This window comes from Sporosarcina pasadenensis (assembly GCF_047228845.1).
Taxonomy (GTDB): domain Bacteria; phylum Bacillota; class Bacilli; order Bacillales_A; family Planococcaceae; genus Sporosarcina.
The window spans coordinates 142,759-164,760 of the sequence record NZ_JBFEGM010000001.1 but is presented as its reverse complement, the minus strand read 5'-3'; the positions used below and the strand labels follow the sequence as shown (position 1 = coordinate 164,760).

Sequence of the window (22,002 nt, the reverse complement as noted above, 5' to 3'; positions counted from 1 at the left end):
GATACACCATTCCTTGTTCCCTGGTCGACCTATAAAGAGTTTTAATGGGGTGTAATGAACGCCGCCTCTATTTATTCCCTCTCACTTCTTGGAATGTTTTTGTATTATAATTACGGCTCTCTTTTTATTTTTTGATGGAAACTATCGACTATATTTGCTATAATATAATTAATAACTGATTAAACAATAATTCCTCGTCAAATGGATATTAAACTTCCTAAAGAACCATAATTTATAGGAACCTTCCCATAATTTAAAAACTCCGAACCAGACTATATATTATGTAAACTAAAAACAAAAATAAAAAGAAAGCCATATAGATGGCAGTTTCAGTTGTTCTTCCCTAACGTTGTACTGTATTCAATTACATCATTGATATATAATCCATTAATTTTCGCAAATTCTCTTATCTCATGTAATAAATCCTTTTTGTATGTGGTCTTATAATGGATACGATCTTTTGGACGATCACTCTTGCAATACAAAATCGTACCTATATCCAATAGTTGTTCAAAATAATCCTCTAAAATATGGTTCATAGGCTTTTCCTGTTCCTTAGCCATATCATTTAGCTGCATCAGTATTGATTTGCTAATAGTCGTCCGAAATGCAATTCTGCCTTGATCGGTAAGATATTCTTCTTTGCTTCTTAAATGTGTAGGTGTTTTATTGATGGTCATTCTAATCATTTTATTTTCAACATAGTTACCATCGCAATTATTATACAAAATATTCGAGAGACGCAATAATTGGTCTTTACCCCTTATCCATACTCTATATATCGGTTTACCTTTAGAACTCCTTATCGCAGCAATGGTTGAGGATAATCCCCAATTAGTAAAAACTGTTTGTAAACCTTCTGCGAATACGATGCTTGCTGTCGTTATGTTCATTCGATAACCCTCTCGGTCAACCCAACCATCCCCATCAATAACGCCTCTCACAAATGCAGGTAAATACCAAACTGGCACGTTAGGAAAAGCCACTGTATATGACTTATTTGGTGTAATTCCCAGTCGTTCAAGATCCTGTTTGATGATCTTCGAGTTGATGATTAGCATTGGGGTTTTTCTTGTGCCGGTTCCTTGTGCAATCGTTGGAGATGCACCCATAAGTTTGGCTACTTTCCTTAACAAATCTTCGTCATTTTGAGATAAATAGACAGAATGAACTCTTTTGTTCACATGGCCATCTGTGATAAATAATCCCAAAACCCAAGCCATCTCATGTGACCATATCTTGAAAAAGTTCTCGTTCACTTTGTGAATACGCGGACGTCCTATAGGATTCAATTCGACCCCATGCTTATATAATACATTTCGGATTGCACGATCAGACAATCCAATAACTTCGCAAAGCTTGGTGTAAGGTAACCCGCTGTTGTATAATTCGATGATCTTTTCGTCAGTCATACCTGGATTTCTTGCCAACTCGCTTATCCCCCTTCTGCATATTTCCCCTCTTTCTCATTATACAAACTAACGTTCCCGTTTTCAACTAATTAACTGAATAGTAATTTAAAAAGAATAGACCACTCGCCTTAGCAAGTGGTCTGTTAAATCATTTATCATCGCTCATATCGTACTCTGTCGCTCGCTTGCAGTTCACCTAATGTAGATGCCCCGACCCCGAACATTGCCATGCGGAGCTCCAGTTCTTTCGTTTCCATCACTCTGATGACATCTTCTGGAGATTGTGTCGCTTCTTTCAGAATAGATCTCCCGAAACCGACAACATCAGCTCCTAAAGCGATCGTTTTGGCAGCATCCAAACCTGTTGCCATGCCGCCACTGGCGACAATCGATTGTTCACCAATCTTTTTACGTACTGAAACGACGCAATCGACTGTCGGGATACCCCAAACGCTGAACGTTTCGGCTGCGGCCTGTTTCACCGGATCTGTCGAGCGATATTTTTCCACTTGGCTCCATGATGTACCTCCAGCCCCAGCTACGTCTATAAAAGACACGCCGGCTTCACAAAGCTTTTTGGCCGTCATTCCGTCGATGCCCCAACCGACTTCCTTAATACCTAATGGAACCCGCAACGTTCTCGCCAGTTCTTCGATTTTCACTAATAAATCCTTGAAATTTAAATCTCCGTTCGGCTGAATGACTTCCTGGAGACTGTTCAAATGCAATACCAATGCATCTGCTTCTGTCATATCAATAATTTGCCTGCATTGATCGACACCAAATCCGTAATTCAATTGAACCGCGCCTAAATTGGCGATTATCGGAACGGATGGCGCGTATTGCCTCACTTGAAATGATGAGCGGTGCTCTTCGCTCTCGATTAATGCTCGCATGGACCCTAAAGCTAATATCCAGCCTTTTTCTTCTGCTGCAAGCGCCAAATTACGGTTGATTGTTTCAGCGAACGCGGCTCCTCCAGTCATGGAACTGATCATAAAAGGCGTTGGACGCATTTGGCCAATAAATTTGCTTTCAATGGAGATTTCATTAAAGTCAATTTCAGGTAAAGCGTTATGAATGAAGTGAACCCTTTCCAATCCGGTCGTAATTTGGTTCCCTGTCACTTTTTCATTGAGCGTGATGTCGATATGCTCCGCTTTCCGTTGATGAATCGAACCAGTCATTAACCAACATCCCTCTTCCCTAGCATGATAAGACCGACCACCAGTGGTCAAATCTATGCTTCAATCCTCGTTCGTATTATTATTTCCATTTTTATTATATGTTACGTAAATCATTATTTCAGCTATTTGGATTTCTATTAAACCTGTAACAATTACTTGAATACATTGGTTCATTTTTCAATAAAGAATTTGGTCCCATATTCTGCTGAAGTCGCCGTAAAATCTAAGCTATTCATCATAGATTCCTTTAGATTTTAACATTGAATCACTCAGAAAACTAATTCTTTCATATTCTTTTCTTGTTCAGTTACTTGGCATGCATTTCTGAAGTGTGTTAAATTTGAATCGGTTCATTCAAAACGACACTTCGGGGCAAGGTGAAATTCCTTACCGGCGGTGATCAAGCGCAATGCTTGTCAGTCCGTGACCCGTACCTTTATGGATACGGTGGAGCTGGTGAAACTCCGGCACCGACAGTTAAAGTCTGGATGGGAGAAGTTGTTCGCGTTTGATGGCCATGCCCAACTATATCCGCCCTTTCAAAAATTGAAAGGAGGAATTCGATGGTCCACGCCGATTATTTGAAGTTAGCCGATCTATATGCCACTCTAAATCCTTCTGCGCATATCGGGAAACAACCTGCGTGCACAGATACAATCATCGCTAGCGGCATTCGCCGTGTATTCATCGAGTCCAAAGATCCGAATCCTTCCGTAATTGGAAATAGGATTAGGCTTCTTCGGACTGCCGGATTTAAAGTGATCTCTGATTTATGTAAAAAAGAGGCGGATTTTAGCAACCGGGCATATTTTGATTTTATTCTTCTCCATAACCCTTTCCCTACCACCCGTTTGCCCCATGGTGGAAAGAACCCATTACAAATTATTTTAAATAGGCATCATAGGACGCCAAAAGTAGCAATCCCGATTCATGCTCTTCTTCCGATTGGAGGTGTAAGCTAGTTGTTCACTGGAATTGTTGAAGAAATAGGAACAGTTCATACGATAAAGAAAAGTTCATCCTCTATGCAACTGATCATCCGATGCAGTCATGTGCTATCCGACGTGAAAAAGGGAGATAGTATTTCCGTCAATGGAGTATGTCTTACTGTATCGGATTTTTCGAAAACCGAGTTCGCAGCAGACGTCATGCCCGAGTCGTTCATAGCGACGTCACTTTCCACATTGAAATCCGGAAGCCGTGTGAACTTGGAGCGCGCTATGGCAGCGAACGGCCGTTTTGGCGGCCATTTCGTAACCGGTCATGTCGATTGCGTCGGTGAAATTATCGCGGTACGTCCGATTGAAAATGCAATATATATCGATATTCAAATGGATTCCGCATTCCAAACGTATCTTGTCCCTAAAGGTTCGATAACGGTTGACGGAACTTCATTGACTGTTTTCAGCATATTTGAACACGGGTTTACGATATCCCTCATTCCCGTTACTCAAGCTGATTCTGTTCTCGGTCATAAGCGTGTCGGAGACTTTGTCAATGTAGAATGCGATATTCTTGCGAAATATATAGAGCGGATTGTCTTAAGAAAAGAAGCTGGACCGCCAGGCGGGCTGACAATGGAAGCACTTGCCAATAGCGGATTTTTGGATTGAGAGGTGTTAGTGATGTTTGTTACGGTAGAAAAAGCGATCGAGGAATTGAAAAAAGGAAAAGCGATTATCGTCGTGGATGATGAAAGCCGTGAAAATGAAGGTGATTTTGTCGCGCTCGCTGACTATGCGACTCCAGCGATGATCAATTTCATGGCGACGGAAGGACGAGGCCTTATATGCGTTCCGATTGAACAACAACTTGCAGACCAACTTAGTTTACCGCCTATGACTACTATGAATACCGATGTACATGGTACAGCATTCACAGTCAGTATTGACCATTCGTCATGCCATACAGGGATTTCCGCATTTGAACGCTCGGAAACGATTTTCAAAATGATAGATAGAGACTCAAAGCCTTCAGACTTCAGAAGGCCCGGCCACATTTTCCCGTTAGTCGCAAAAGCGGGCGGTGTATTGGTGCGTCCAGGACATACGGAAGCGGCGGTCGATCTAGCCCGTCTATCCGGTGCTACTTCAGCGGGCGTCATTTGCGAGATAATGAATGACGACGGAACGATGGCTCGAGGAGAAGAGTTAGTGGAAATTGCAAAGCGGCACGACCTGGTGATCTTGACGATAGAAGAATTGATTGCACACCGGAAGCGAAGTGAAAGACTTATTGAAAGGGTCGTCGATATTCACATGCCGACGACGTTCGGCGACTTCACCGCAATCACTTATGTAGAAAAGTTGACCGGCCGCGAACATATCGCTTTTGTGAAAGGTCAATTGGACGATGTCACGCCCGGCGCGGCCCCTCTCGTCAGAATCCATTCAGAATGCCTGACGGGTGACGTATTCGGTTCTTGCCGATGCGATTGCGGTCCACAGCTGCATGCTGCACTTACACAAATTGAGGAAGCCGGGATGGGAATCCTTATTTATATGCGCCAAGAAGGACGAGGAATCGGCCTCGTCAATAAAATGAAAGCTTATAAGCTTCAGGAGCAAGGGTTTGACACTGTTGAGGCAAATGCCCGATTAGGGTTCGGCGACGATTTACGGGAGTATTTCGTCAGCGCACAAATCCTTTCAGATCTCGGATGCACTCGAATTCAATTGTTGACGAACAATCCACGAAAAATCGAAGGTCTTTCTGAGCATGGAATAGTGATTGAAAATCGTATCCCTATCGAACTTCCTGTAGAAGAAAGCAACCGATTTTATATGGAGACGAAAAAGAAGAAATTAGGGCATTTACTGCATATCTGAGGAGGAAATATAATGAGTTTGACATACGAAGGACATTTAATCGGTACAGGACTTAAAATCGGCATCGTCGTATCCCGCTTCAATGAATTTATTTCAGGCAAGCTTCTCAGTGGAGCTGAAGACGCATTGCGCCGCCACGGCGTTGATGCGAACGATATTGAAATCGCTTGGGTTCCTGGCGCTTTCGAAATTCCGCTCATTGCAAAACGAATGGCGGCTTCAAAAAAATATGATGCAGTTATTACATTAGGCACCGTCATTAGAGGGGCTACTCCCCACTTTGATTACGTATGCAACGAAGTGGCTAAAGGGGTTGCCGCACTCAATATGACAGAAGAAGTGCCAGTCATCTTTGGCGTATTGACGACCGATTCGATTGAACAGGCGGTTGAGCGCGCCGGGACGAAAGCTGGAAATAAAGGATGGGACGTAGGAGTATCCGCCATCGAGATGGCAAATCTACTGAAACAGTTGTAAGAATAGAAAAAAGCAAGTCCCTTGTTAGGGATTTGCTTTTTTTGTCAGCATGGTCAAATACCCATTTTTCGACTTGATTGGGTTACTTTCTTCGACTGTTGGCTCTTCATTTTTTTTGTTTGTTGAATTTGATTTCCTGTTGTTTTTGTCGACTTTGTCGAATTCTTCTTAGCCTCAAGCTGTTGTTTGACTGCTTCTTTCAAACTGATCTTCGCTTTTACCCCGTTTTGTTTGCTCGATTCCATTATCGTCATCTCCCTCCCATTGTTGTCGGTTAGTAAATTTTAGCATTCCCGATGAATGGTTGTCCATATCGAAAATCAGAGGAACGTCAAAACTATCTTGCTCTCTTACTCCCTTTTGTCCGTAATAAAAGCCAAATGATTGTAAAAATGACGAAAGCGACCGCTTCCAACGATAGAATATACCAAGGATAAGGACCGAGGAAATCTAGTAGACTGCCATTTTGAGGTTTCATCCTTAAGAACATATAATTCCCGTCAAACAACCAATTGACAGCCAAAATAAACGGCAAAAGAACATTGATGATCAACATCGTTTTCACTACGCCTTTGAACGTTGGTTCATACACTTTCACCCAAACAAAATAAAGTCCTGTCAAAATGATGCCCATATGCGTGTAGAAAAAATGAAAAAATCGAAAGTGCGGAAAATCCATGTCAAGAACGGGTGTTCCTATAGCTTGTAAAGCGCCACCGATCCCTGCAAAAACGACAAAATCAACTAAATACCGACTCCCCGTCAACAGGAGCACAATCGAGGCTAGTAGAGAGATGCTACATAATTCGAGCGGCAGCGCATCATCCAAGCCCCAACGATCCGTCACAATGAGCCAAATATGATAGGTGATATCCATAGCTAATAATGACAGCGCAAAATATCGTTCCACCCATTTCAGTTTTGACACATTCTCTTGCAATCGCCTTCGCTGACAATAAAGAAGGCCGATAATGAAACCGATCAGTAAAACAACTGTTAGATGTACAAAAGAAAACATTACAAACTCATGTTCTGCTACACCACCCATAGCCATTCCCCATTCCCATATATGTTTACCCCAAAGTATATCATCGGTTCACACGGGTAAAAAGAAGGATTGTTTAACCTTCTTTCCATACACACATACTATGTCTAATCAGAATGAAAGGGGAATGACAAGATGGTCCAGCAATCATCACAACAACCGATGGCTGAACAACAGTTCCAGACGGATAAAAAGCAGATCCTTCAGAAGTTGCACAAAGCATCCCAAACGATACAACAGATGAGTACACTGTTCGATTCACAATCGGTACAACAAGCACAACAACAACTACAACAAGCCTCGCAGCTTTTGAATCAGTTACAAGGGCATGCAGTTACTCAATCGCCCACTACAGTACAGCAACAACTAGAACAGGTCAGGAAACAAATTGACCAGGCAGCCCAAACATTGCAACTGATTGAAACGTTGAACATGGGCAATAAAAGCTTTAAAAAATGAACTCCTGGTTTTCACGCCAAGGGTTCATTTTTCACTGTATAGAAGCATCAGCGCTCTCCGGATCGATTAACTTGTCAGCGGCTAAAACGGATTTGATCGCATCTTTTATTTCCTGATAACCAGTGCATCTGCATAGATTCGACTGCAGCCATTCTTCAATTCGTTCGTTATCCGCGTCGGGATGTTCCGTGACAAGCGCATGTCCATTGACGATGAATCCAGGTGTACAGTACCCGCATTGAATTGCCCAATTATCTACGAACGCCTTCCTCACCGGTGAATGTATTAAACCTTCTATTGTCGTTATACCACTAGACAAAGTTTCAATTGTCAATAGGAGGCAAGAATGCATCGGCTTTCCTTCTACCAATACGGTGCATGCTCCGCAATCCCCATTTCCGCAAGCTTGCTTTGCACCGGTCAGACCTAGTTGCTCGCGCAATGTGCAAAGCAATGTATCGGCAGAACGGATCATAACATCTTGTGAAGTGCCATTGACAAGCAAAGGGACTACTGTATATTTTCCTCTGTTCGAAATGATCATCGGTTCCCCTCCCATTCAGTGTTCATTTCAGATAAGAGCTTGTTTAGGATGAATCGGCGAAAATGTTTTGAAGCAATGAAATCATCCGTGATATCCGTTGGCAGCTTCGCTATCGCCTTGTCCACCCTCTGTTCATCCTCAATCGCCGTATCGTTTAAGACTCCTTCGACTACCGCAGAACGGAACGGATGCTCATGTATGCCACTAAATGCGATTCTGATACGACCTTCTTTACTCATTGCAGCCAAACTGACGATCGGATAACCGACTTTAGATGAGCGGGTCCGTTTCGAATGGATAAAAGGCAAATCAAGATTTGAGGCCGACAATTTAATATGTGTTAAAAACTGACCATCCGCCAATTCCGCCGCAGCAAGTTTCTCCACAGGCATGACCACTGTCCCTTCATGACCAATGACACTAGCGACGGCATCCGTAATGAGAAATGGCAAGATTCCTTCCCGATATCCCAGTTTGCTCATAAGATTGCCGCCAATTGTAATTTTATTTCTTGAAGTGTGATCAGCAATCGTGCGCGCTGTTTTGCTCAATAGCGGAAATAGGTTCGTTTCAATTAATCGATTCAACGTCACAGCGGCTCCTATAACTAACTCTTCCCCTTGCATTTCAAGCATATTACACTCCGGAATCCCTTTTAAGTCGATTACGGTGTCGAATGTCATTTTTCCTCCGCGTGCAAACGTGATCACTTCGGTGCCACCTGATAAATAAATGACTTTCTTGCCCAATTTCCATTCACTTGAATAGATTTTCAATGCTTCTTCCGTTGTCTCCGGCTTAAAGTAATCAAAATTAAACGGAATCATAGGCTGCTCTCCTCGTCCGCCATATAAGTTCGGGTGTCAATGGCAGTTCAGTCAGTTCCACATTTGTCGCTAATGAAAGGCTGTTGGCCAACGCTGCGGCAGCACCAATCACTCCATATTCGCCGATTCCCCTAGCGCCAAATGGTCCATCCTCCGCTGGCGTCTCTACAAACTCAACGATGTACTCGTCAGGCTGTTCTCCAAACCGCATGAGCTGGTACGTCCGTAGATCAGGATTTTGCAGGACGCCCTGATCATTGAATTCGAATGATTCCCCGCTCGCGATACTAAGCCCCAGGAAAATGCCTCCTCGCATCTGCTGCGTCGCAGTCATTGGATTAATGATCGTTCCGCCATCCAGCACCGTTACCGCCTTCACGATTTTATACGTAAACTTTCGTTCATCCCATTCCACTTCTATAGCTTGGGCGCCGACAGACCACCATGGACCGGGATCGCCGAATCCTGTATCCTTGTCCATCGGCGTCAAATGCCGTTGCACATGAACGCCGACTCCAATAATTTGTCCGCCTACCGTATGGCCGTTCGGATATTTATAACCGAGTGAAATTGTTTCAATATTAACTCCGAATTCCGGTTTAGCTTTCAAATAAACCCGGCCATTTCCGACGTCCAGATCTTCTTCGGAACATTGCAACGCGACGGCGCCGATCCTTCTCAATTGCCTAATGGCGTCATCTGCTGCCGCCAACACGGCATTTCCTGCTAAAAAAGTCGTGCTGCTCGCAACCGTCCGCCATTGATGTGGCGTGTATTGTGTATTCACTTCCATTGTGACGTGAATATCGGAAACATTCATTTTCAATCGCTCGGCAGCAATTTGCGCCAAAATAGTCTTCGTCCCTTGTCCCAGCTCGACAGCAGCGCAAATTAAGTTGACCGTACCGTCCGCTTCAAACTTCAAAAACGCCCCTGCTTGCGCATTCGTCGATGTCGTGGACGTTTTCCAGAACAATGATACTCCTTTTGCACGGACCAAGCCGTTTTCCGAAATTATGGTCCGCTTCCCATCCCATCCAATCAATTCCCTTGCCCGGGACATGCATTTCTCCACGTCTCCGATATTGTTTGCAGTTAAGACGGACTGTGTCGGTGTCGTATGACCGGGTTTAATGACATTGAGCAATCGAAATTCGATAGGATCCATCTGCAATTTTGCCGCTAATTGATCCATTGTCCTTTCAATGGCGAATGTCAGCTCGGGATGGCCATATCCCCTGAACGATGTGGCGTATGGATGATTCGTATACATACAATACGAATCGCACCATACGTTAGAAATGTGATAAGGGCCAGTGCAATCGAGAGCGGCTGCCCGTGTAATGCCTGCAGCCTGGTCGGAGTAAGCACCTGCTTCTATTAAAAATGTGTATTGTCCCGCAATGAGCTTCCCTTCTTCGTTCACGCCGAGTTTTACTGTTGCATTGAATCCGATATGGCAAGGGGCCGTCATTATATCTTCTTCTCGATCAAACTGCAGCTTGACCAATTTCCCTCCTACCGCATTCGATGCCAAAAATGCCAGTGGCTCTAGCTGAACGGCTCCCTTTCCACCGAAAGCCCCTCCTAGCATCGGGATATGTACAATGATTTTGCCGACATCAATATTAAAAAACTGGTTAAAGATTTTCTTGATCGTAAATGGCGATTGGCTTGTGGAGTGGACAATGATCCGGCCGTCCGGATTGATTTCAACAGTCGCCGTCCGTGTCTCCATTGCTGCGTGATCGGACAAATTGAATGAATATGTAGCTGAAATTGTATCTTTGCATACTGCCCACGCTTTCCCGAATTCCCCTTTTCTAATCTTAATATGACTAGCAATATTCGTTCCCGGGACAGGATAGACATTATCAATGATTTTTGTATACTGTCCAGATTGTTCGTGAATCAATGGAGCATCCTTTTGAAAAGCCTGTTCGACCGAATTTACGAGTGGAAGCGGCTCGTATTCGGCGACTATTTTTCCCGCTGCCTGTTTTGCCTGGTAAGGATGATCGGCAACGATGATGGCAATTGGCTCTCCGTAATACCGGACTTTTTCAAAAGCGATCGGCGGTCGATCGGCGAGTATCGGTCCTATCGGGAATGGGAACGTATCACCTGTGATAACGGCGCGTACGCCTGGCACTTTCCAAGCCTCGCTCGTATCAATCGATTTGATGCGGGCATGTGCTTCCGTGCTCGTGGCCACTTTGGCATGCAACATTCCTTGAAAAAACTTATCCCCTAAGTATTTGACGTTTCCGGTGGATTTCTCGACAGCATCTATACGTTGTTCCGCAAACCCGACCGTCGTTCGATTTTCGTATTGCAAAATCTCTTCCTCCCTTACTTTGTAAACCAATTTAATCCAAACTATTAATTAGGTTAGCCAGTTCATTTGGCTTTTATAAGGACCAGTCGAATAAACAGACGGACAATTGATGAAACTATACGTATCGAATGAATACTGGGGTGATGAATAATGGGGTCTATTCCACAGTTAGTAGATAAGCTTATTGAATCCAGACAGGCGGCCGTAATTGCAAAAATCATACACGTAGAGGGATCTGCCTACCGGAAGGAAGGCGCATGGATGTTTTTTCTTGAAGATGGCAGTAGAATAGGATTGCTTAGCGGCGGTTGTCTTGAATACGATCTACAATGCCGCGCTAAAGAGATGTTCCATACGGGAAGCGTGAAGATTTGCGAATTTGATTTACGTTCGGAGGACGATCTTGGATGGGGCCGTGGGGCTGGATGTAACGGTGTCGTAACAGTGATGCTGCGAGATATCGATGCAGGATTCAAAGAATCGCTGCTGTTTTTACATGAACAACTGAAACAAGGACGTCCGGTACAGTTTGTACAATCTTTAGAAAATGATTTTGACTTCTGCTATAGTAACGGATCGGAGCGCCGCGGAACATTGACGAGAACTTTTTCAACTGGCGAGATGCAGAGTTTTCAGCATTCTGCTGGCCGTAAATGGATAAAAGATAAGCTCTATTATTATCAATTGATTTGGCCTGCACCGTCCTTATATCTATTCGGCGCAGGCGGCGATGCACGCCCGTTCGCAGCATTGGCATCATCTGTCGGATACGCCGTGCATATATGCGATTGGCGTGAATCACTTTGCACCGAAGAGTATTTTCCGAATGCCACTTCATTCCAAGTAGCGCCCATTAACAAACTATTGAACTGTATCACTTTTAATGAGCTTGATTCGGTTGTTATCATGACTCACGATTTCCAGGCCGATCAACAAATCTTGAACAGTATACAAAAAGAGAAACTATTATATGTAGGTTTATTAGGATCGGAAAAAAGAACGAGGCGATTGCTAGGAAGTGTTGTTCCGGATTGGCTTCATTCACCCATCGGCCTGTCGATCGGGGCAGATGGTCCTGAAGAGATTGCGGTCAGTATCATAGCCGAAATGATTGCCATTCGGAAAGGAAAAGCGATATGCCCATCATTGGCATCTATTTAGCGGCAGGAAATAGTCGGAGGATGGGCAGGAACAAATTATCGCTCGCAGTAGGAAAAATGGCATTAGGCAGCTTGGCGCTCGACAATGCTGTACAATCCTCACTTGACAGTATTTGCGTCATTGTGAACGAAAACGATGATTTATCCTGGCTCTCAGAACGGTTAATGACGCATGAGAAGTGCAAAGTCATCAAATGTCCGAATGCTAATGAAGGGCAGTCGGCTTCGCTCCGATGTGGAATAGAATATGCAATGGAAGCTGGTGCTTCTGCAATTATCATCTTATTGGCGGATCAACCTTTCATAACAATTCAGATGATCGATGAAATGGTGGCATGTTTGAAGCAACATCCAAACAGTAACTATATTGCCACTACACATGAGGGAACTATGAAACCTCCAATTCTCTTTACCGAAAAGCTTTTCCCGGCTCTCATGGCGATACGTGGCGATCAAGGTGCCAGGAAGGTTTTACGCGAAGAATTTCTTGGGCACGGAAAACAATTGCCGTGCGAAGATGCAAGACTCGTATTCGATGTGGATGACGCCGATGATTACTCTGCCTTGCTTTCACAATTGGAATAAAATAAAAATGCCCTCTGATTCAACTAGAATCACGGGGCATCTATTGAAATCTGTTTTTCTTTTTCATCTACGATCTTTCCATGCTCGAGAAATAAAATGCGGTCCCCTATTTTTTTGGCTTCTTCCATATCATGCGTCACTATGATGAACGGAATTTTCCACATTTCATGCAACCGAATCAATTCGTTTTGGCAATCGATGCGCGTTTCTCTATCTAGAGCGGAAAGAGGCTCATCCAGCAACAGGATAGACGGCTCCGATGCCAATGCTCGTGCAAGGGCCACCCGCTGTTTTTCGCCGCCGGATATTTGGTGGGGATATTTTGACACAAGCTGTTGGATGCCGAGGACATGCAACAGATGGTCCACAACAAATGAACGGTCTTCATCCTTGCTTTTCATGCCATACCTAATGTTCCTCCCAGCCGTCATATGCGGGAATAAAGCATAGTCTTGGAACAGCATCCCTACATTCCGCTCTTGCACGGACAAGGAGCTGCCTTTGCCTTGGAAAAAGGTATTGTCCCCTAGTTTGATCAATCCTTCGTCAGGTTTCGTCAATCCTGCAATCATATGTAAGATTGTTGTTTTCCCGGATCCGGATGGACCAAACAAGACGAGTATTTCATCTTTCATACCAAATTCGATATCCAAGTCATAATGGGCTAACCGTTTTTTTATATTCACTTTCAACATCCGATCACCTGCTTCGATTTTGATTCGTATACCGTCTCATGTTTCGCCGGCTCCACCAATTGAGCCACATAATTGTGCTGAAGCCTAATGCGACGATGATGACTACCCAGAACGTCGCTTTCTCCATTTGCCCTGATTCGACAGCGAAATAGATAGCCATTGGAATTGTATCGGTCTTTCCAGGAATATAGCCTGCCAGCATAAGTGTGGCACCGAATTCTCCGAGCCCCCTTGCAAAAGAAAGGACGAGACCGGCAAGGAGACCTGGCCAGGCAAGCGGGAAAGCGATCGTCCAGAACACGCGCCATTCTGATGCCCCTAAAGTTCTGGCGGCGTTTTCAAGCCGGTCGTCGAGACTGCCAAATGCGGCTGCTGCACTTTGGTACATCAACGGGAAGGAGACGACGATGGAAGCGATAACGGCGCCAAGCCAAGTGAAGACAACCTGGACACCGAACCATTCCATCAGCCACTTCCCAATCCAGCCATGCTTGCCGAACAGTAGCAATAAGGCGAAGCCGACTACAGTAGGAGGCAAGACAAGAGGAAGCATGAAGAAGGACTCGATTACCGTTTTACCGAAAAAATGTTTTCTTGCAAAAATTCGTGCGAAAAATACACCGGAAATGAATACGACGGTTGTGGAAATGGCCGCCACTTTCAAAGACAGCAACAAAGGTGAATACTCCATGCCTGATATGCCCCTCTTCTACTACTTATTTGAAGCCATACTTCTTTAAAACTGCTATCCCCTCTTCCCCCGAGACGAAATCAAGGTAATCCTGTGCCTCAGCATGATGATTGGAATCTTTCACTACCGCTCCCGGATAGATGATCCTTGAATGCCAAGAGGGATCAGCTTCCGCAACAACAGTCACTTTATCAGACGTCCTCGCATCACTCGCATATACTACCCCATAATCTGCATTCCCCAATTCGACATGCGTCAACACTTGCCTCACGTCCGACCCCATGACGAGTTTATTTTTCAGGGACGCCCACAATTGGAGATGCTCCAAAACCTCCTTTGTATATTTTCCTGCTGGAACAGTATTCGGCTCCCCGATTGAAATATGTTTGATCCCAACTGAATCAAGCTGTTCGAAAGATGAAACAGGATTCTCAACATGCTTATTGACAATTAACACAAGAGAGTTTTCTGTAAAGTTTATGATTGTTGATTCATTGACAAGCCCCTTTTCCTTCAGTCGTATCATATCGTCCATGCTTGCTGAAAGATAAATATCGGCGGGTGCGCCTTGTTCAATCTGAGTCGCAAGCTTTCTGGAGCTCCCTAAATTCAAAGTGAGGCCAATGTCATGATTGTCTTTTTCGTATGCTTGTTTTATTTCGGTCAAAGCATCCGTCAAACTTGCGGCGGCTGAAATTGCTAGTTCCGTCTGTGTATCTTCCTTCCCACCTGTAGTTGCGCAGCCAAAAGAAATTGCCGATATAACGAGAATGAGCATCCATTTAACGAGTGATTTCACATCAAACCCTCCTTGCTATCATTTGATACTACTACCTATATCCATATAGTACATATTATAACTGAATATATCTACTTATAATTAAATATAACTTCTAATAATTACTTATCATCACTTATATCTGAATATATTGCATTTATATTCATTATAAGAGAAAATGAAAATAAGAATGCTACAGGAGGTTACTTTTATGGCTAATCATCAAGCAGCTTCATATACGACCGAGGAAATTGCGGATCTTTTGAAAGTCTCCAAACTGACCGTTTATGATTTAATTAAAAAAGGAGATCTTCGCGCGTACCGTGTCGGTAGGCAAATGAGGATCGATGCGGAGGACCTTGAAGCTTATAAGGACAAATCCAAAAGTGGCGGGTTAATTGAGAAACAAGAAAAAGTAATTTCCGAAACAGCGGAAAAACCAATTCAAAGGACTGAATCCACTCCCCCTCCCAGACCGTACCGGCCGGCATCACAAAGGAAACTGATCATTAGCGGGCAGGATATCAGTTTGGATTTGCTTGCAAATGCAATTGAAAGAAGCGGGACTGGATACCGTCCGCTCCGTTCCTACACCGGTAGTCTCAACAGCTTGCTCGCAATGTACGAAGGAGAAGCCGACATCGTCAGCACCCATCTGTTCGACGGGGAGACGGGCACGTATAATATTCCATATATTAAAAGAATACTTACCGGCCGTGAATTCGTCGTCATCAATTTACTGTCGAGGTCGGCGGGACTTTTCGTACAAAAGAACAACCCGAAAAATATCCGGACGTGGAGAGATTTCAGCATTCCGTCTATCAGAATGGTCAATCGGGAAATAGGATCAGGAGCGAGAGTACTGTTTGAAGAGAAGTTGCGGTTGGAAGGCATAATTCCCCGCCACATCGAAGGTTATCATACGGAGGAATTGAACCATATCGCCGTCGCAAGTAAAGTGGCATCCGGCATTGCAGATGTCGGTGTCGGGATTGAAAAAGTTGCGCCAATGGTAGGAGTGGATTTTATCCCCCTCGTCCAGGAGCAGTATGACCTCGTCATGTACAAGACTCCTGAGAATGAAATTGTACGCAGCTCCATCTTATCCATCCTCCGCTCGCCGGAATTTCAAAATGAAATCGGCGCATTAGGAGGATACGACCTATCATTGACGGGAACAATCATGTATGAGACGGAATAGCAAAAGGCACCTCGATATAATATCGGGTGCCCTTTTTCATTTATAAAATATGTTATAGTTTACAGGTTTACATAATATTATTATTGTTTAATTAAAAATGGACGCCCGAGAACGGACGTCCCTACCTTTTATTCTTTTGCATTTTCATAATGCATCGCATCATTCGGCTCGTATTTGTTATATCTTACTTTCAGCAACTTGAACAAATGCGTGAACACCACTTTCAGTAAAGCGTAACCTGGAATTCCAAGGACAACTCCCGCAACTCCGAATAGAGAACCTGCTGTTAACAAAACGAAAATGATAGTGATCGGATGGATTCTCAAGGACTTCCCCATGATTTGCGGAGATATGAATTTTCCATCGACCAATTGAACAATTGTCCAGACTGCGGCCAGTTTCACTAGCATTAATGGCGAAGTGACGATGGCAATGATGACTGCAGGCGTAATTGCAATGAGTGGACCTAAATACGGTACGACACTCGTAAACATCGCTAGCGCACCTAATAACAGTGCATATTTCATGCCGATAATGAGGAAACCGATCGACACCATAATTCCGATGCTAATAGCTACAAGAATTTGACCTTGGATATAGGCGCTGATTTGATGATCGGCATCATTGAGAATCACTTCTGCATCATCCCGAAGTCGCGGTGGCAACATTTTTTTAATCATCTGAGGCAGTTTTTCCCCGTCCTTTAATAAATAAAAGAGAATAAAAGGAACTGTGACGATTGCAAGAATGAAACCGGTCAATGCTGAAATGAATGATGTGATGCCGGAAGCAATCCCACCGACCGCATCTGTTATGAATTCACCGATGTTCCCTTTTCCGTTGTCTAGAAAACTGCTAATGTTGATATCCATTTCTTTATAATACGTTGAAAAAATTGACGTCCGTAAAAATGAGTCGACATTAATGAGCATTTGATTGAAATAAGTAGGGAACTCTTCAATCAAGTTCGCAAATTGTGTTTTCAAAAAAGGAAAAACGAGAAAAACCAATAGCGTTATCAAGCCGATGAGCCCGACGAAGATAATGAATATTCCCCACACCCTCGGAATTTTTATCCGTTCCAAAAAACGGAGTATGGGCCGTAGCAAATAATAGGCGATTGTTGCAAGGATTATCGGCAACACTACAGTTGAAAAGAAAACTCTTATAGGATAAAAAACGAAAGCTACTTTGCTGAACACTAAAATAATCAGGCCGATTAACAAGATGGAAAGGAGCACGAACATTGTAGCTCGGCCTCCAAGGAAACGGATAATCCGTGGTGTTCCATCATTCAATTGTTTGCTTCGCTCCGTTGATTTTATTTCTTCGTAATCCATTGACTCCCCTACTTTCCATCACTCAAGTTCCAAATTAAGAAAAGCTGCTAGTTCCTCTTTATTCTTTTCAATATCAAGCTCGATAACTGATCCTGCATGTGAATAAGAGTTGAAGCGATATGTGCCTTCTACAGGGATCCTCATCGTTTCCAGATCGGCTTTGCCCTTCATTAGAAGAGTGAACGCTTTTGAAATTTCATCCTTTGCCGTTAAGTCCGTCTCGATGAAGCCCGATAACGCACCTGACAACTTAGGAAGATGAAGAAGCATTCCGGGTCTCATTGCCTCGTCTTTCACAGCTGAAATAACCTCCTGTTGTCTTGCCACCCTGCCGAAATCCCCTTCAGCATCGGCGCGAAAACGAGCATATCCAAGCAATTCCTTTCCGTTCAGACGTTGTTCGCCAGGCATGAGGGCCACACCGATTTTTTCAGACATTTCTTTTTGAACATCGATTGTGATTCCATCAGGAAACGCGATATCGACGATCGACTCGAAATTATCAAAATCAACGATTGCGTAATGGTGAATTGGGATGCCAAACATGCCGGTAATCGTATCCTTTACCGCCTGGACTCCGTTTAAGTAATAAGCTGTATTAAGTTTATATGATTTATATCCAGGAATATCTGCGTAAATATCCCGCATGAACGAAACAAGGCGGATCGATCCTTCTTGTTTATTCCAAGAAAGGACCATCATTGTGTCGGTGCGTGACCTTCCGCTTCCGTCATCGTCAATGCCCAATAGAAGATAGTTTTCGACGGATGGATTTTGTGGATCGATGACATCACCACGGAAAGGACCTGGATCGATTGTATTCCCATTTGCTAATGACTTGCCTTCCTTATATTGAAAGTATGAATAAAGCCCCGCCACGATGAAGCCGATGAAAAGAATCGTGAAAAACACCCTGCCCATCCGTAATTTTCTTCGCCTTCTTCTTCTAGGCACCGGGCCTTCGTACTGTTCTTCGTTCAAGTCTAATTCCTCCAAATTGTAAAGTCACCTATAGGACGATTGTTGAGTGCCATTGGTTGCGTATGTATATCGATAGTATACCATGTGAGTGCCTTTAGATAATGCTTCAGAATCTGGTCATTTCCCTATGCACCGATTAATTTCAAGCATAGTCTATATTGAAGGTGGTGGTATAAATGGGACGTGAATACGGGGGCGGATATGGATCTTCCTTTGCTTTGATTGTTGTGCTTTTCATCCTGTTAATCATTATTGGTGCAAGCTTCGTCTATTAATCGATAAAACAAAAAGCACAACCACTCATTGGCACTTCGAGGAAAGGTTGCACTGCGGGCATCGGACCGTATGTAGGCAGCCTTTCTTTCGTGTGCTACAATTTAGTTATTGAATTGGAGAGGGGTTGCAGATTATGACAAGTAGAATAACTGAGAAAGCTGCTTTTGCCGGCGGGTGTTTTTGGTGCATGGTGAAGCCATTCAAGGAGTGGGATGGCATTGTTGATGTCGTCTCGGGATATATGGGTGGACACGTTGAAAATCCTACTTACGAGGACGTTAAAAAAGGGGATTCAGGACATTTGGAAGTCGTCGAGATCACGTATGATCCTTCTGTATTTACATATGAAAAATTGCTGGAATTATATTGGCCACAGATCGATCCGACAGACGCTGGCGGACAGTTCCATGATCGCGGACACTCGTATACGACAGCTATCTTCTATTATAATGAAGAACAAAGGAAAGCTGCGGAGCGCTCGAAAGAGGAGCTTGCCAACAGCGGCAAGTTTTCGAAGCCGATTGTGACAGATATACGACCAGCGGAGACATTCTACCGTGCCGAAGAATATCATCAAGACTACTATAAAAAAGAACAAGTTCATTATGAAGAAGATCGCGCCAAATCCGGACGGGACGAGTTTATTAAAGAATATTGGAAATGAGTCTCTGGGGTAATGTGTTTTGCACGTTACCCTTTAAAATTAGGTACTTCTTTTACACATGTTGATTTACGCTCCAGGTGGACGCTTTCCGCGGGGCGTACGGTGAGCCTCCTCGGCCGCTTCGCTACCTGCAGGGTCTCACCTGTCACGCTTATCCCGCAGGAAAACGACGTAACGAAGAACGGCTTTCGCGAGCAAAAGCGAAGCGTTGGGAGCACTTCTTTCGCCACCTTCCATTCAATTACTTATTTATATAATTGTTTTCTCTATCGTTATGACCATTGATCATCTAAATAGGCTTCTTCCTCGAAATCCCCCCCACAGTTTCATGTCCCTATCATCTAAAAGATAAATACTTTTCAACACGAATTCAGATACATGTTTTATTATCGAGTTAAATGCCCTCTACTAATTGGTTCATTGAAACTGTAGGGTGGTTCATTCTCTTCTATTACATATAAAATCAATTAATAAACGCAAGTATCTGTTAAAGATTGTCGTCGTATATAGCTTTTTAACGGCTGCTTTAAAGCTAGGAAATCGATAATTTGATTCTTCGTCATCATATCTATCACCTCATTTATTTTGTAGGAAACACCGTTGATTGGAGCGTAGGACGGCGACTCCTGCGGGAACAGCACGAGCTGAAGACCCTGGACTGAGCGAAAGCCGTTACGAAGAACAGCTTTTGCGAGTAAAAGCGTAGCGTTACGAGCATAGGGGTGCTGTCTAATTTCTGCACAAACCGCAGAAATTAAACAAATCGAACCCTTCGCTGTTCGATTGGCTGAAGCCGTGCCCGCGGAAAGCGTCCGTTCGTAGCGGAAATCAACTTTCTTCTTGTAGACCTCTATTGTAAAAGAAAAGACTGTAGGCAAACACACAAATTCATGGTGTTTGTCTACAGTCTGAGGTGAAGGAATCCTTTACCTGTTATTTCCCCTATTCCACTTTCTGTTCCCGTTCTCCGACCATGAATGTCAGAACGATCATCGAAACGAACAATCCCATGAAAATCATCAATGTATTATGATGATCGCCAGTCCAGTCGTAGACTAATGCAATTAATAACGGTACAAACCCTGCGATAAGATAGCCGCCCGTCTGCATCATTGCGGTCCACTCATTTGTATCTTCAGCTGTTTCCGTCGCATCCAACGGAAATAACAAAGCTATCGGGAATAGACCTGCTAGCGGAATCGCCATTAAAACTGAGCTCACCCACATAAGGGTCGTATCTCCGGTCCAAAACAAACCGAATGCAATCAGTCCCATCGTTAAAAACACAAGCAGCCAGAATCTTCTTTTCGGGAAACGTTCATAGACCATTGGAAAAATAAGATTTAACACGATCTGCAAAGTCATCATCAAACTTAAAAGAGAACTCGCTTGCACGAGTGACATTCCTGCAACTGTCGCGAGCGGCACAATCCACGTAATGATGCTAAAGAAACTTGACGCTTGTAAACCGAAAAAGAGCAAGTATAGCCAAGCTTTTTTCTGTCGCCAAGGGGACAACGCGTCCTTCTTCTTCCTCTGTTTTCCATTCTCCCTTACCTCATGCTGAAGACTAATATCCCCTTTTACCGAAAGTCGCCAGAAGAAAATTGCTGCAACCGATAGAACCGCCCAAATACCGAGTGCAAACGGATATGAGCCAGTGGATTCGAAAAATATGGCAGTAAGACCTGCTCCCAACGAAGAACCGACTCCCATGCCGAATGAATAGACGCCGATTACGCTTGTCGCCCGTTCAGGGAAACTTTGTTTGATCATTGCAGATAGAAGCGGTCCCATGACAGCAATTGCAATCCCGATAATAATCGCAGAGATGAGCAACGAAGCATAATTCGAATAAAATCCCCTTAGCGCTGTCATGAAACCAATGACAAATAACATGAGATACATGGATCGCGTCAGACCAAGCCTTCGATTCAGAAGAGGAGCTAAAGACGCAAATAAGCCCATGCAAAAGACCGGCAAGGCCGTTAAAAGACTCACTTTTGCGTTTGTAAGGGAAAGATCGTCTCGAATGATATCAAGCATAGGACCAATTGACGTAATAGCTGGCCTCATATTAACCGCCACGATAAAAATTGTAATGATAAGTAAAATGGTGTTATGTTTCAAAGAACGTTGTAACATTATAAAACTCCTTTACTCCGATATACGAACTTGTGTTCCTTTCATATTTCTACTATAATAGTTTTGAAAGGAAAGATGTGCATGAAACTCCTACATTGGGAATATACACGGAAGTATCAAGTGAAATGTATTTTTGATGAGTTCCCCCACACCGTTTTCATATTCCGGAAAGTGAAAGACTATTATTTTTTGTTCTCCATGTCCGGATTGGATAAGCATGCTGTTCCAACGAAGAGAGATTATGTGCGGATGGAGTATTTATTGAATAAAGAGCTATGCTTATTGGATGCCTACCGGCAACGGAGCGTATTCAAGTGTTGATCCCCAAGAAGGGGATATTTTTGTGGAAATGCATCGAAGGTCGAACGA

Annotated in this window: 24 protein-coding genes and 1 riboswitch; of the genes, 11 read left to right on the top strand and 13 right to left on the bottom strand. The window is 43.7% G+C overall.

The window, feature by feature from the left end:
* Positions 1–329 precede the first annotated feature (329 nt).
* On the bottom strand, positions 330–1,430 hold the full coding sequence (locus AB1K89_RS00840; protein WP_413052939.1) for an LAGLIDADG family homing endonuclease: 1,101 nt from the start codon (positions 1,428–1,430) through the stop codon (positions 330–332).
* Positions 1,431–1,567: 137 nt separating this feature from the next.
* Complete coding sequence (gene fni, locus AB1K89_RS00835; RefSeq protein ID WP_413052938.1) at positions 1,568–2,599, bottom strand: type 2 isopentenyl-diphosphate Delta-isomerase; 1,032 nt, start codon at positions 2,597–2,599, stop codon at positions 1,568–1,570.
* Positions 2,600–2,958: 359 nt separating this feature from the next.
* A riboswitch (FMN riboswitch) is annotated at positions 2,959–3,103 on the top strand.
* Between the two features lie 59 nt (positions 3,104–3,162).
* Between fni and AB1K89_RS00830 the strand changes: the two genes are divergently transcribed.
* From AB1K89_RS00830 to ribH, 4 genes are read left to right on the top strand one after another with little or no spacing between them, the layout of a single operon-like run.
* Positions 3,163–3,561 carry a hypothetical protein gene (locus tag AB1K89_RS00830; RefSeq protein WP_413052937.1) on the top strand — a complete coding sequence of 133 codons (399 nt, stop codon included), beginning with the start codon at positions 3,163–3,165 and terminating at the stop codon, positions 3,559–3,561.
* Positions 3,562–4,212 carry a riboflavin synthase gene (gene ribE / locus AB1K89_RS00825; protein WP_413052936.1) on the top strand — a complete coding sequence of 217 codons (651 nt, stop codon included), beginning with the start codon at positions 3,562–3,564 and terminating at the stop codon, positions 4,210–4,212.
* Between the two features lie 12 nt (positions 4,213–4,224).
* Entirely contained in the window at positions 4,225–5,427 is a 1,203-nt protein-coding gene (locus AB1K89_RS00820) for a bifunctional 3,4-dihydroxy-2-butanone-4-phosphate synthase/GTP cyclohydrolase II (RefSeq protein ID WP_413052935.1), read from the top strand.
* 12 nt (positions 5,428–5,439) lie between these two features.
* A complete protein-coding gene (gene ribH, locus AB1K89_RS00815; RefSeq protein ID WP_413052934.1) occupies positions 5,440–5,904 on the top strand; it encodes a 6,7-dimethyl-8-ribityllumazine synthase in 465 nt (154 codons plus the stop codon).
* 53 nt (positions 5,905–5,957) lie between these two features.
* On the opposite strand, the gene AB1K89_RS00810 is transcribed toward ribH, so the two are convergent.
* Both AB1K89_RS00810 and AB1K89_RS00805 read right to left on the bottom strand, forming a co-directional pair.
* Entirely contained in the window at positions 5,958–6,149 is a 192-nt protein-coding gene (locus AB1K89_RS00810; RefSeq protein ID WP_413052933.1) for a hypothetical protein, read from the bottom strand.
* 92 nt (positions 6,150–6,241) lie between these two features.
* Positions 6,242–6,952: a YwaF family protein gene (locus AB1K89_RS00805; protein WP_413052932.1), complete on the bottom strand. Its 711-nt coding sequence runs from the start codon at positions 6,950–6,952 to the stop codon at positions 6,242–6,244.
* Between the two features lie 132 nt (positions 6,953–7,084).
* Here AB1K89_RS00805 and AB1K89_RS00800 point away from each other — a divergent pair, with 132 nt between their 5' ends.
* Positions 7,085–7,408, top strand: a complete 324-nt coding sequence (locus tag AB1K89_RS00800; protein WP_413052931.1) for a hypothetical protein — start codon at positions 7,085–7,087, stop codon at positions 7,406–7,408.
* Between the two features lie 31 nt (positions 7,409–7,439).
* On the opposite strand, the gene AB1K89_RS00795 is transcribed toward AB1K89_RS00800, so the two are convergent.
* Genes AB1K89_RS00795 through AB1K89_RS00785 form a run of 3 tightly spaced genes read right to left on the bottom strand, consistent with a single transcriptional unit; the run spans position 7,440 to position 11,117 of the window.
* Positions 7,440–7,952, bottom strand: a complete 513-nt coding sequence (locus tag AB1K89_RS00795) for a (2Fe-2S)-binding protein (RefSeq protein WP_413052930.1) — start codon at positions 7,950–7,952, stop codon at positions 7,440–7,442.
* The gene (locus AB1K89_RS00790) at positions 7,949–8,779 is read right to left on the bottom strand and encodes an FAD binding domain-containing protein (RefSeq protein ID WP_413052929.1); all 831 of its coding nucleotides are present in this window, start codon (positions 8,777–8,779) and stop codon (positions 7,949–7,951) included. The genes AB1K89_RS00795 and AB1K89_RS00790 overlap by 4 nt, the downstream gene beginning before the upstream one ends.
* A complete protein-coding gene (locus AB1K89_RS00785; protein WP_413052928.1) occupies positions 8,766–11,117 on the bottom strand; it encodes a xanthine dehydrogenase family protein molybdopterin-binding subunit in 2,352 nt (783 codons plus the stop codon). The genes AB1K89_RS00790 and AB1K89_RS00785 overlap by 14 nt, the downstream gene beginning before the upstream one ends.
* Before the next feature lie 150 nt (positions 11,118–11,267).
* Between AB1K89_RS00785 and AB1K89_RS00780 the strand changes: the two genes are divergently transcribed.
* Together AB1K89_RS00780 and AB1K89_RS00775 are read left to right on the top strand one after the other, a co-directional pair.
* Positions 11,268–12,278 carry an XdhC family protein gene (locus tag AB1K89_RS00780; RefSeq protein ID WP_413052927.1) on the top strand — a complete coding sequence of 337 codons (1,011 nt, stop codon included), beginning with the start codon at positions 11,268–11,270 and terminating at the stop codon, positions 12,276–12,278.
* Between the two features lie 20 nt (positions 12,279–12,298).
* On the top strand, positions 12,299–12,862 hold the full coding sequence (locus AB1K89_RS00775) for a nucleotidyltransferase family protein (protein WP_413052926.1): 564 nt from the start codon (positions 12,299–12,301) through the stop codon (positions 12,860–12,862).
* 29 nt (positions 12,863–12,891) lie between these two features.
* Here the strand turns inward: AB1K89_RS00775 and AB1K89_RS00770 are convergent, their stop codons facing one another.
* The 3 genes from AB1K89_RS00770 to modA are packed head-to-tail and all read right to left on the bottom strand — an operon-like array spanning position 12,892 to position 15,047.
* The gene (locus AB1K89_RS00770) at positions 12,892–13,557 is read right to left on the bottom strand and encodes an ABC transporter ATP-binding protein (protein ID WP_413052925.1); all 666 of its coding nucleotides are present in this window, start codon (positions 13,555–13,557) and stop codon (positions 12,892–12,894) included.
* A 4-nt stretch (positions 13,558–13,561) separates the two neighbouring features.
* The gene (modB, locus tag AB1K89_RS00765; protein WP_413052924.1) at positions 13,562–14,248 is read right to left on the bottom strand and encodes a molybdate ABC transporter permease subunit; all 687 of its coding nucleotides are present in this window, start codon (positions 14,246–14,248) and stop codon (positions 13,562–13,564) included.
* Between the two features lie 25 nt (positions 14,249–14,273).
* The gene (modA, locus tag AB1K89_RS00760; protein WP_413052923.1) at positions 14,274–15,047 is read right to left on the bottom strand and encodes a molybdate ABC transporter substrate-binding protein; all 774 of its coding nucleotides are present in this window, start codon (positions 15,045–15,047) and stop codon (positions 14,274–14,276) included.
* A gap of 190 nt (positions 15,048–15,237) precedes the next feature.
* Between modA and AB1K89_RS00755 the strand changes: the two genes are divergently transcribed.
* Positions 15,238–16,227: a substrate-binding domain-containing protein gene (locus AB1K89_RS00755; protein WP_413052922.1), complete on the top strand. Its 990-nt coding sequence runs from the start codon at positions 15,238–15,240 to the stop codon at positions 16,225–16,227.
* A 128-nt stretch (positions 16,228–16,355) separates the two neighbouring features.
* Here AB1K89_RS00755 and AB1K89_RS00750 read toward each other — a convergent pair whose 3' ends face one another.
* Positions 16,356–17,567, bottom strand: coding sequence for an AI-2E family transporter (locus tag AB1K89_RS00750; RefSeq protein ID WP_413052921.1), 1,212 nt, complete (start codon positions 17,565–17,567; stop codon positions 16,356–16,358).
* A gap of 18 nt (positions 17,568–17,585) precedes the next feature.
* Positions 17,586–18,488 carry an LCP family protein gene (locus AB1K89_RS00745; RefSeq protein WP_413053421.1) on the bottom strand — a complete coding sequence of 301 codons (903 nt, stop codon included), beginning with the start codon at positions 18,486–18,488 and terminating at the stop codon, positions 17,586–17,588.
* A 236-nt stretch (positions 18,489–18,724) separates the two neighbouring features.
* Here AB1K89_RS00745 and AB1K89_RS00740 point away from each other — a divergent pair, with 236 nt between their 5' ends.
* Together AB1K89_RS00740 and msrA are read left to right on the top strand one after the other, a co-directional pair.
* The gene (locus tag AB1K89_RS00740; protein WP_252503343.1) at positions 18,725–18,823 is read left to right on the top strand and encodes a YjcZ family sporulation protein; all 99 of its coding nucleotides are present in this window, start codon (positions 18,725–18,727) and stop codon (positions 18,821–18,823) included.
* 134 nt (positions 18,824–18,957) lie between these two features.
* Positions 18,958–19,488, top strand: coding sequence for a peptide-methionine (S)-S-oxide reductase MsrA (gene msrA, locus AB1K89_RS00735; RefSeq protein WP_413052920.1), 531 nt, complete (start codon positions 18,958–18,960; stop codon positions 19,486–19,488).
* 942 nt (positions 19,489–20,430) lie between these two features.
* Here msrA and AB1K89_RS00730 read toward each other — a convergent pair.
* Entirely contained in the window at positions 20,431–21,633 is a 1,203-nt protein-coding gene (locus AB1K89_RS00730; protein WP_413052919.1) for an MFS transporter, read from the bottom strand.
* Positions 21,634–21,714: 81 nt separating this feature from the next.
* Here AB1K89_RS00730 and AB1K89_RS00725 point away from each other — a divergent pair, with 81 nt between their 5' ends.
* The gene (locus AB1K89_RS00725) at positions 21,715–21,954 is read left to right on the top strand and encodes a hypothetical protein (RefSeq protein WP_413052918.1); all 240 of its coding nucleotides are present in this window, start codon (positions 21,715–21,717) and stop codon (positions 21,952–21,954) included.
* Positions 21,955–22,002 lie beyond the last annotated feature (48 nt).

Excerpts from the sequence above, each read along its gene's own strand:
- AB1K89_RS00795 (WP_413052930.1), bottom strand. The coding sequence starts at position 7,952 with ATGATCATTTCGAACAGAGGAAAATATACAGTAGTCCCTTTGCTTGTC.
- AB1K89_RS00780 (WP_413052927.1), top strand. The coding sequence starts at position 11,268 with ATGGGGTCTATTCCACAGTTAGTAGATAAGCTTATTGAATCCAGACAG.
- AB1K89_RS00750 (WP_413052921.1), bottom strand. The coding sequence starts at position 17,567 with ATGGATTACGAAGAAATAAAATCAACGGAGCGAAGCAAACAATTGAAT.
- ribH (WP_413052934.1), top strand. The coding sequence starts at position 5,440 with ATGAGTTTGACATACGAAGGACATTTAATCGGTACAGGACTTAAAATC.
- AB1K89_RS00725 (WP_413052918.1), top strand. The coding sequence starts at position 21,715 with ATGAAACTCCTACATTGGGAATATACACGGAAGTATCAAGTGAAATGT.
- fni (WP_413052938.1), bottom strand. The coding sequence starts at position 2,599 with ATGACTGGTTCGATTCATCAACGGAAAGCGGAGCATATCGACATCACG.
- AB1K89_RS00770 (WP_413052925.1), bottom strand. The coding sequence starts at position 13,557 with ATGTTGAAAGTGAATATAAAAAAACGGTTAGCCCATTATGACTTGGAT.
- AB1K89_RS00830 (WP_413052937.1), top strand. The coding sequence starts at position 3,163 with ATGGTCCACGCCGATTATTTGAAGTTAGCCGATCTATATGCCACTCTA.
- AB1K89_RS00745 (WP_413053421.1), bottom strand. The coding sequence starts at position 18,488 with ATGGGCAGGGTGTTTTTCACGATTCTTTTCATCGGCTTCATCGTGGCG.
- AB1K89_RS00790 (WP_413052929.1), bottom strand. The coding sequence starts at position 8,779 with ATGATTCCGTTTAATTTTGATTACTTTAAGCCGGAGACAACGGAAGAA.
- modB (WP_413052924.1), bottom strand. The coding sequence starts at position 14,248 with ATGGAGTATTCACCTTTGTTGCTGTCTTTGAAAGTGGCGGCCATTTCC.
- AB1K89_RS00775 (WP_413052926.1), top strand. The coding sequence starts at position 12,299 with ATGGGCAGGAACAAATTATCGCTCGCAGTAGGAAAAATGGCATTAGGC.
- AB1K89_RS00730 (WP_413052919.1), bottom strand. The coding sequence starts at position 21,633 with ATGTTACAACGTTCTTTGAAACATAACACCATTTTACTTATCATTACA.
- AB1K89_RS00820 (WP_413052935.1), top strand. The coding sequence starts at position 4,225 with ATGTTTGTTACGGTAGAAAAAGCGATCGAGGAATTGAAAAAAGGAAAA.
- AB1K89_RS00805 (WP_413052932.1), bottom strand. The coding sequence starts at position 6,952 with ATGGGTGGTGTAGCAGAACATGAGTTTGTAATGTTTTCTTTTGTACAT.
- AB1K89_RS00755 (WP_413052922.1), top strand. The coding sequence starts at position 15,238 with ATGGCTAATCATCAAGCAGCTTCATATACGACCGAGGAAATTGCGGAT.
- AB1K89_RS00740 (WP_252503343.1), top strand. The coding sequence starts at position 18,725 with ATGGGACGTGAATACGGGGGCGGATATGGATCTTCCTTTGCTTTGATT.
- msrA (WP_413052920.1), top strand. The coding sequence starts at position 18,958 with ATGACAAGTAGAATAACTGAGAAAGCTGCTTTTGCCGGCGGGTGTTTT.
- AB1K89_RS00810 (WP_413052933.1), bottom strand. The coding sequence starts at position 6,149 with ATGGAATCGAGCAAACAAAACGGGGTAAAAGCGAAGATCAGTTTGAAA.
- AB1K89_RS00800 (WP_413052931.1), top strand. The coding sequence starts at position 7,085 with ATGGTCCAGCAATCATCACAACAACCGATGGCTGAACAACAGTTCCAG.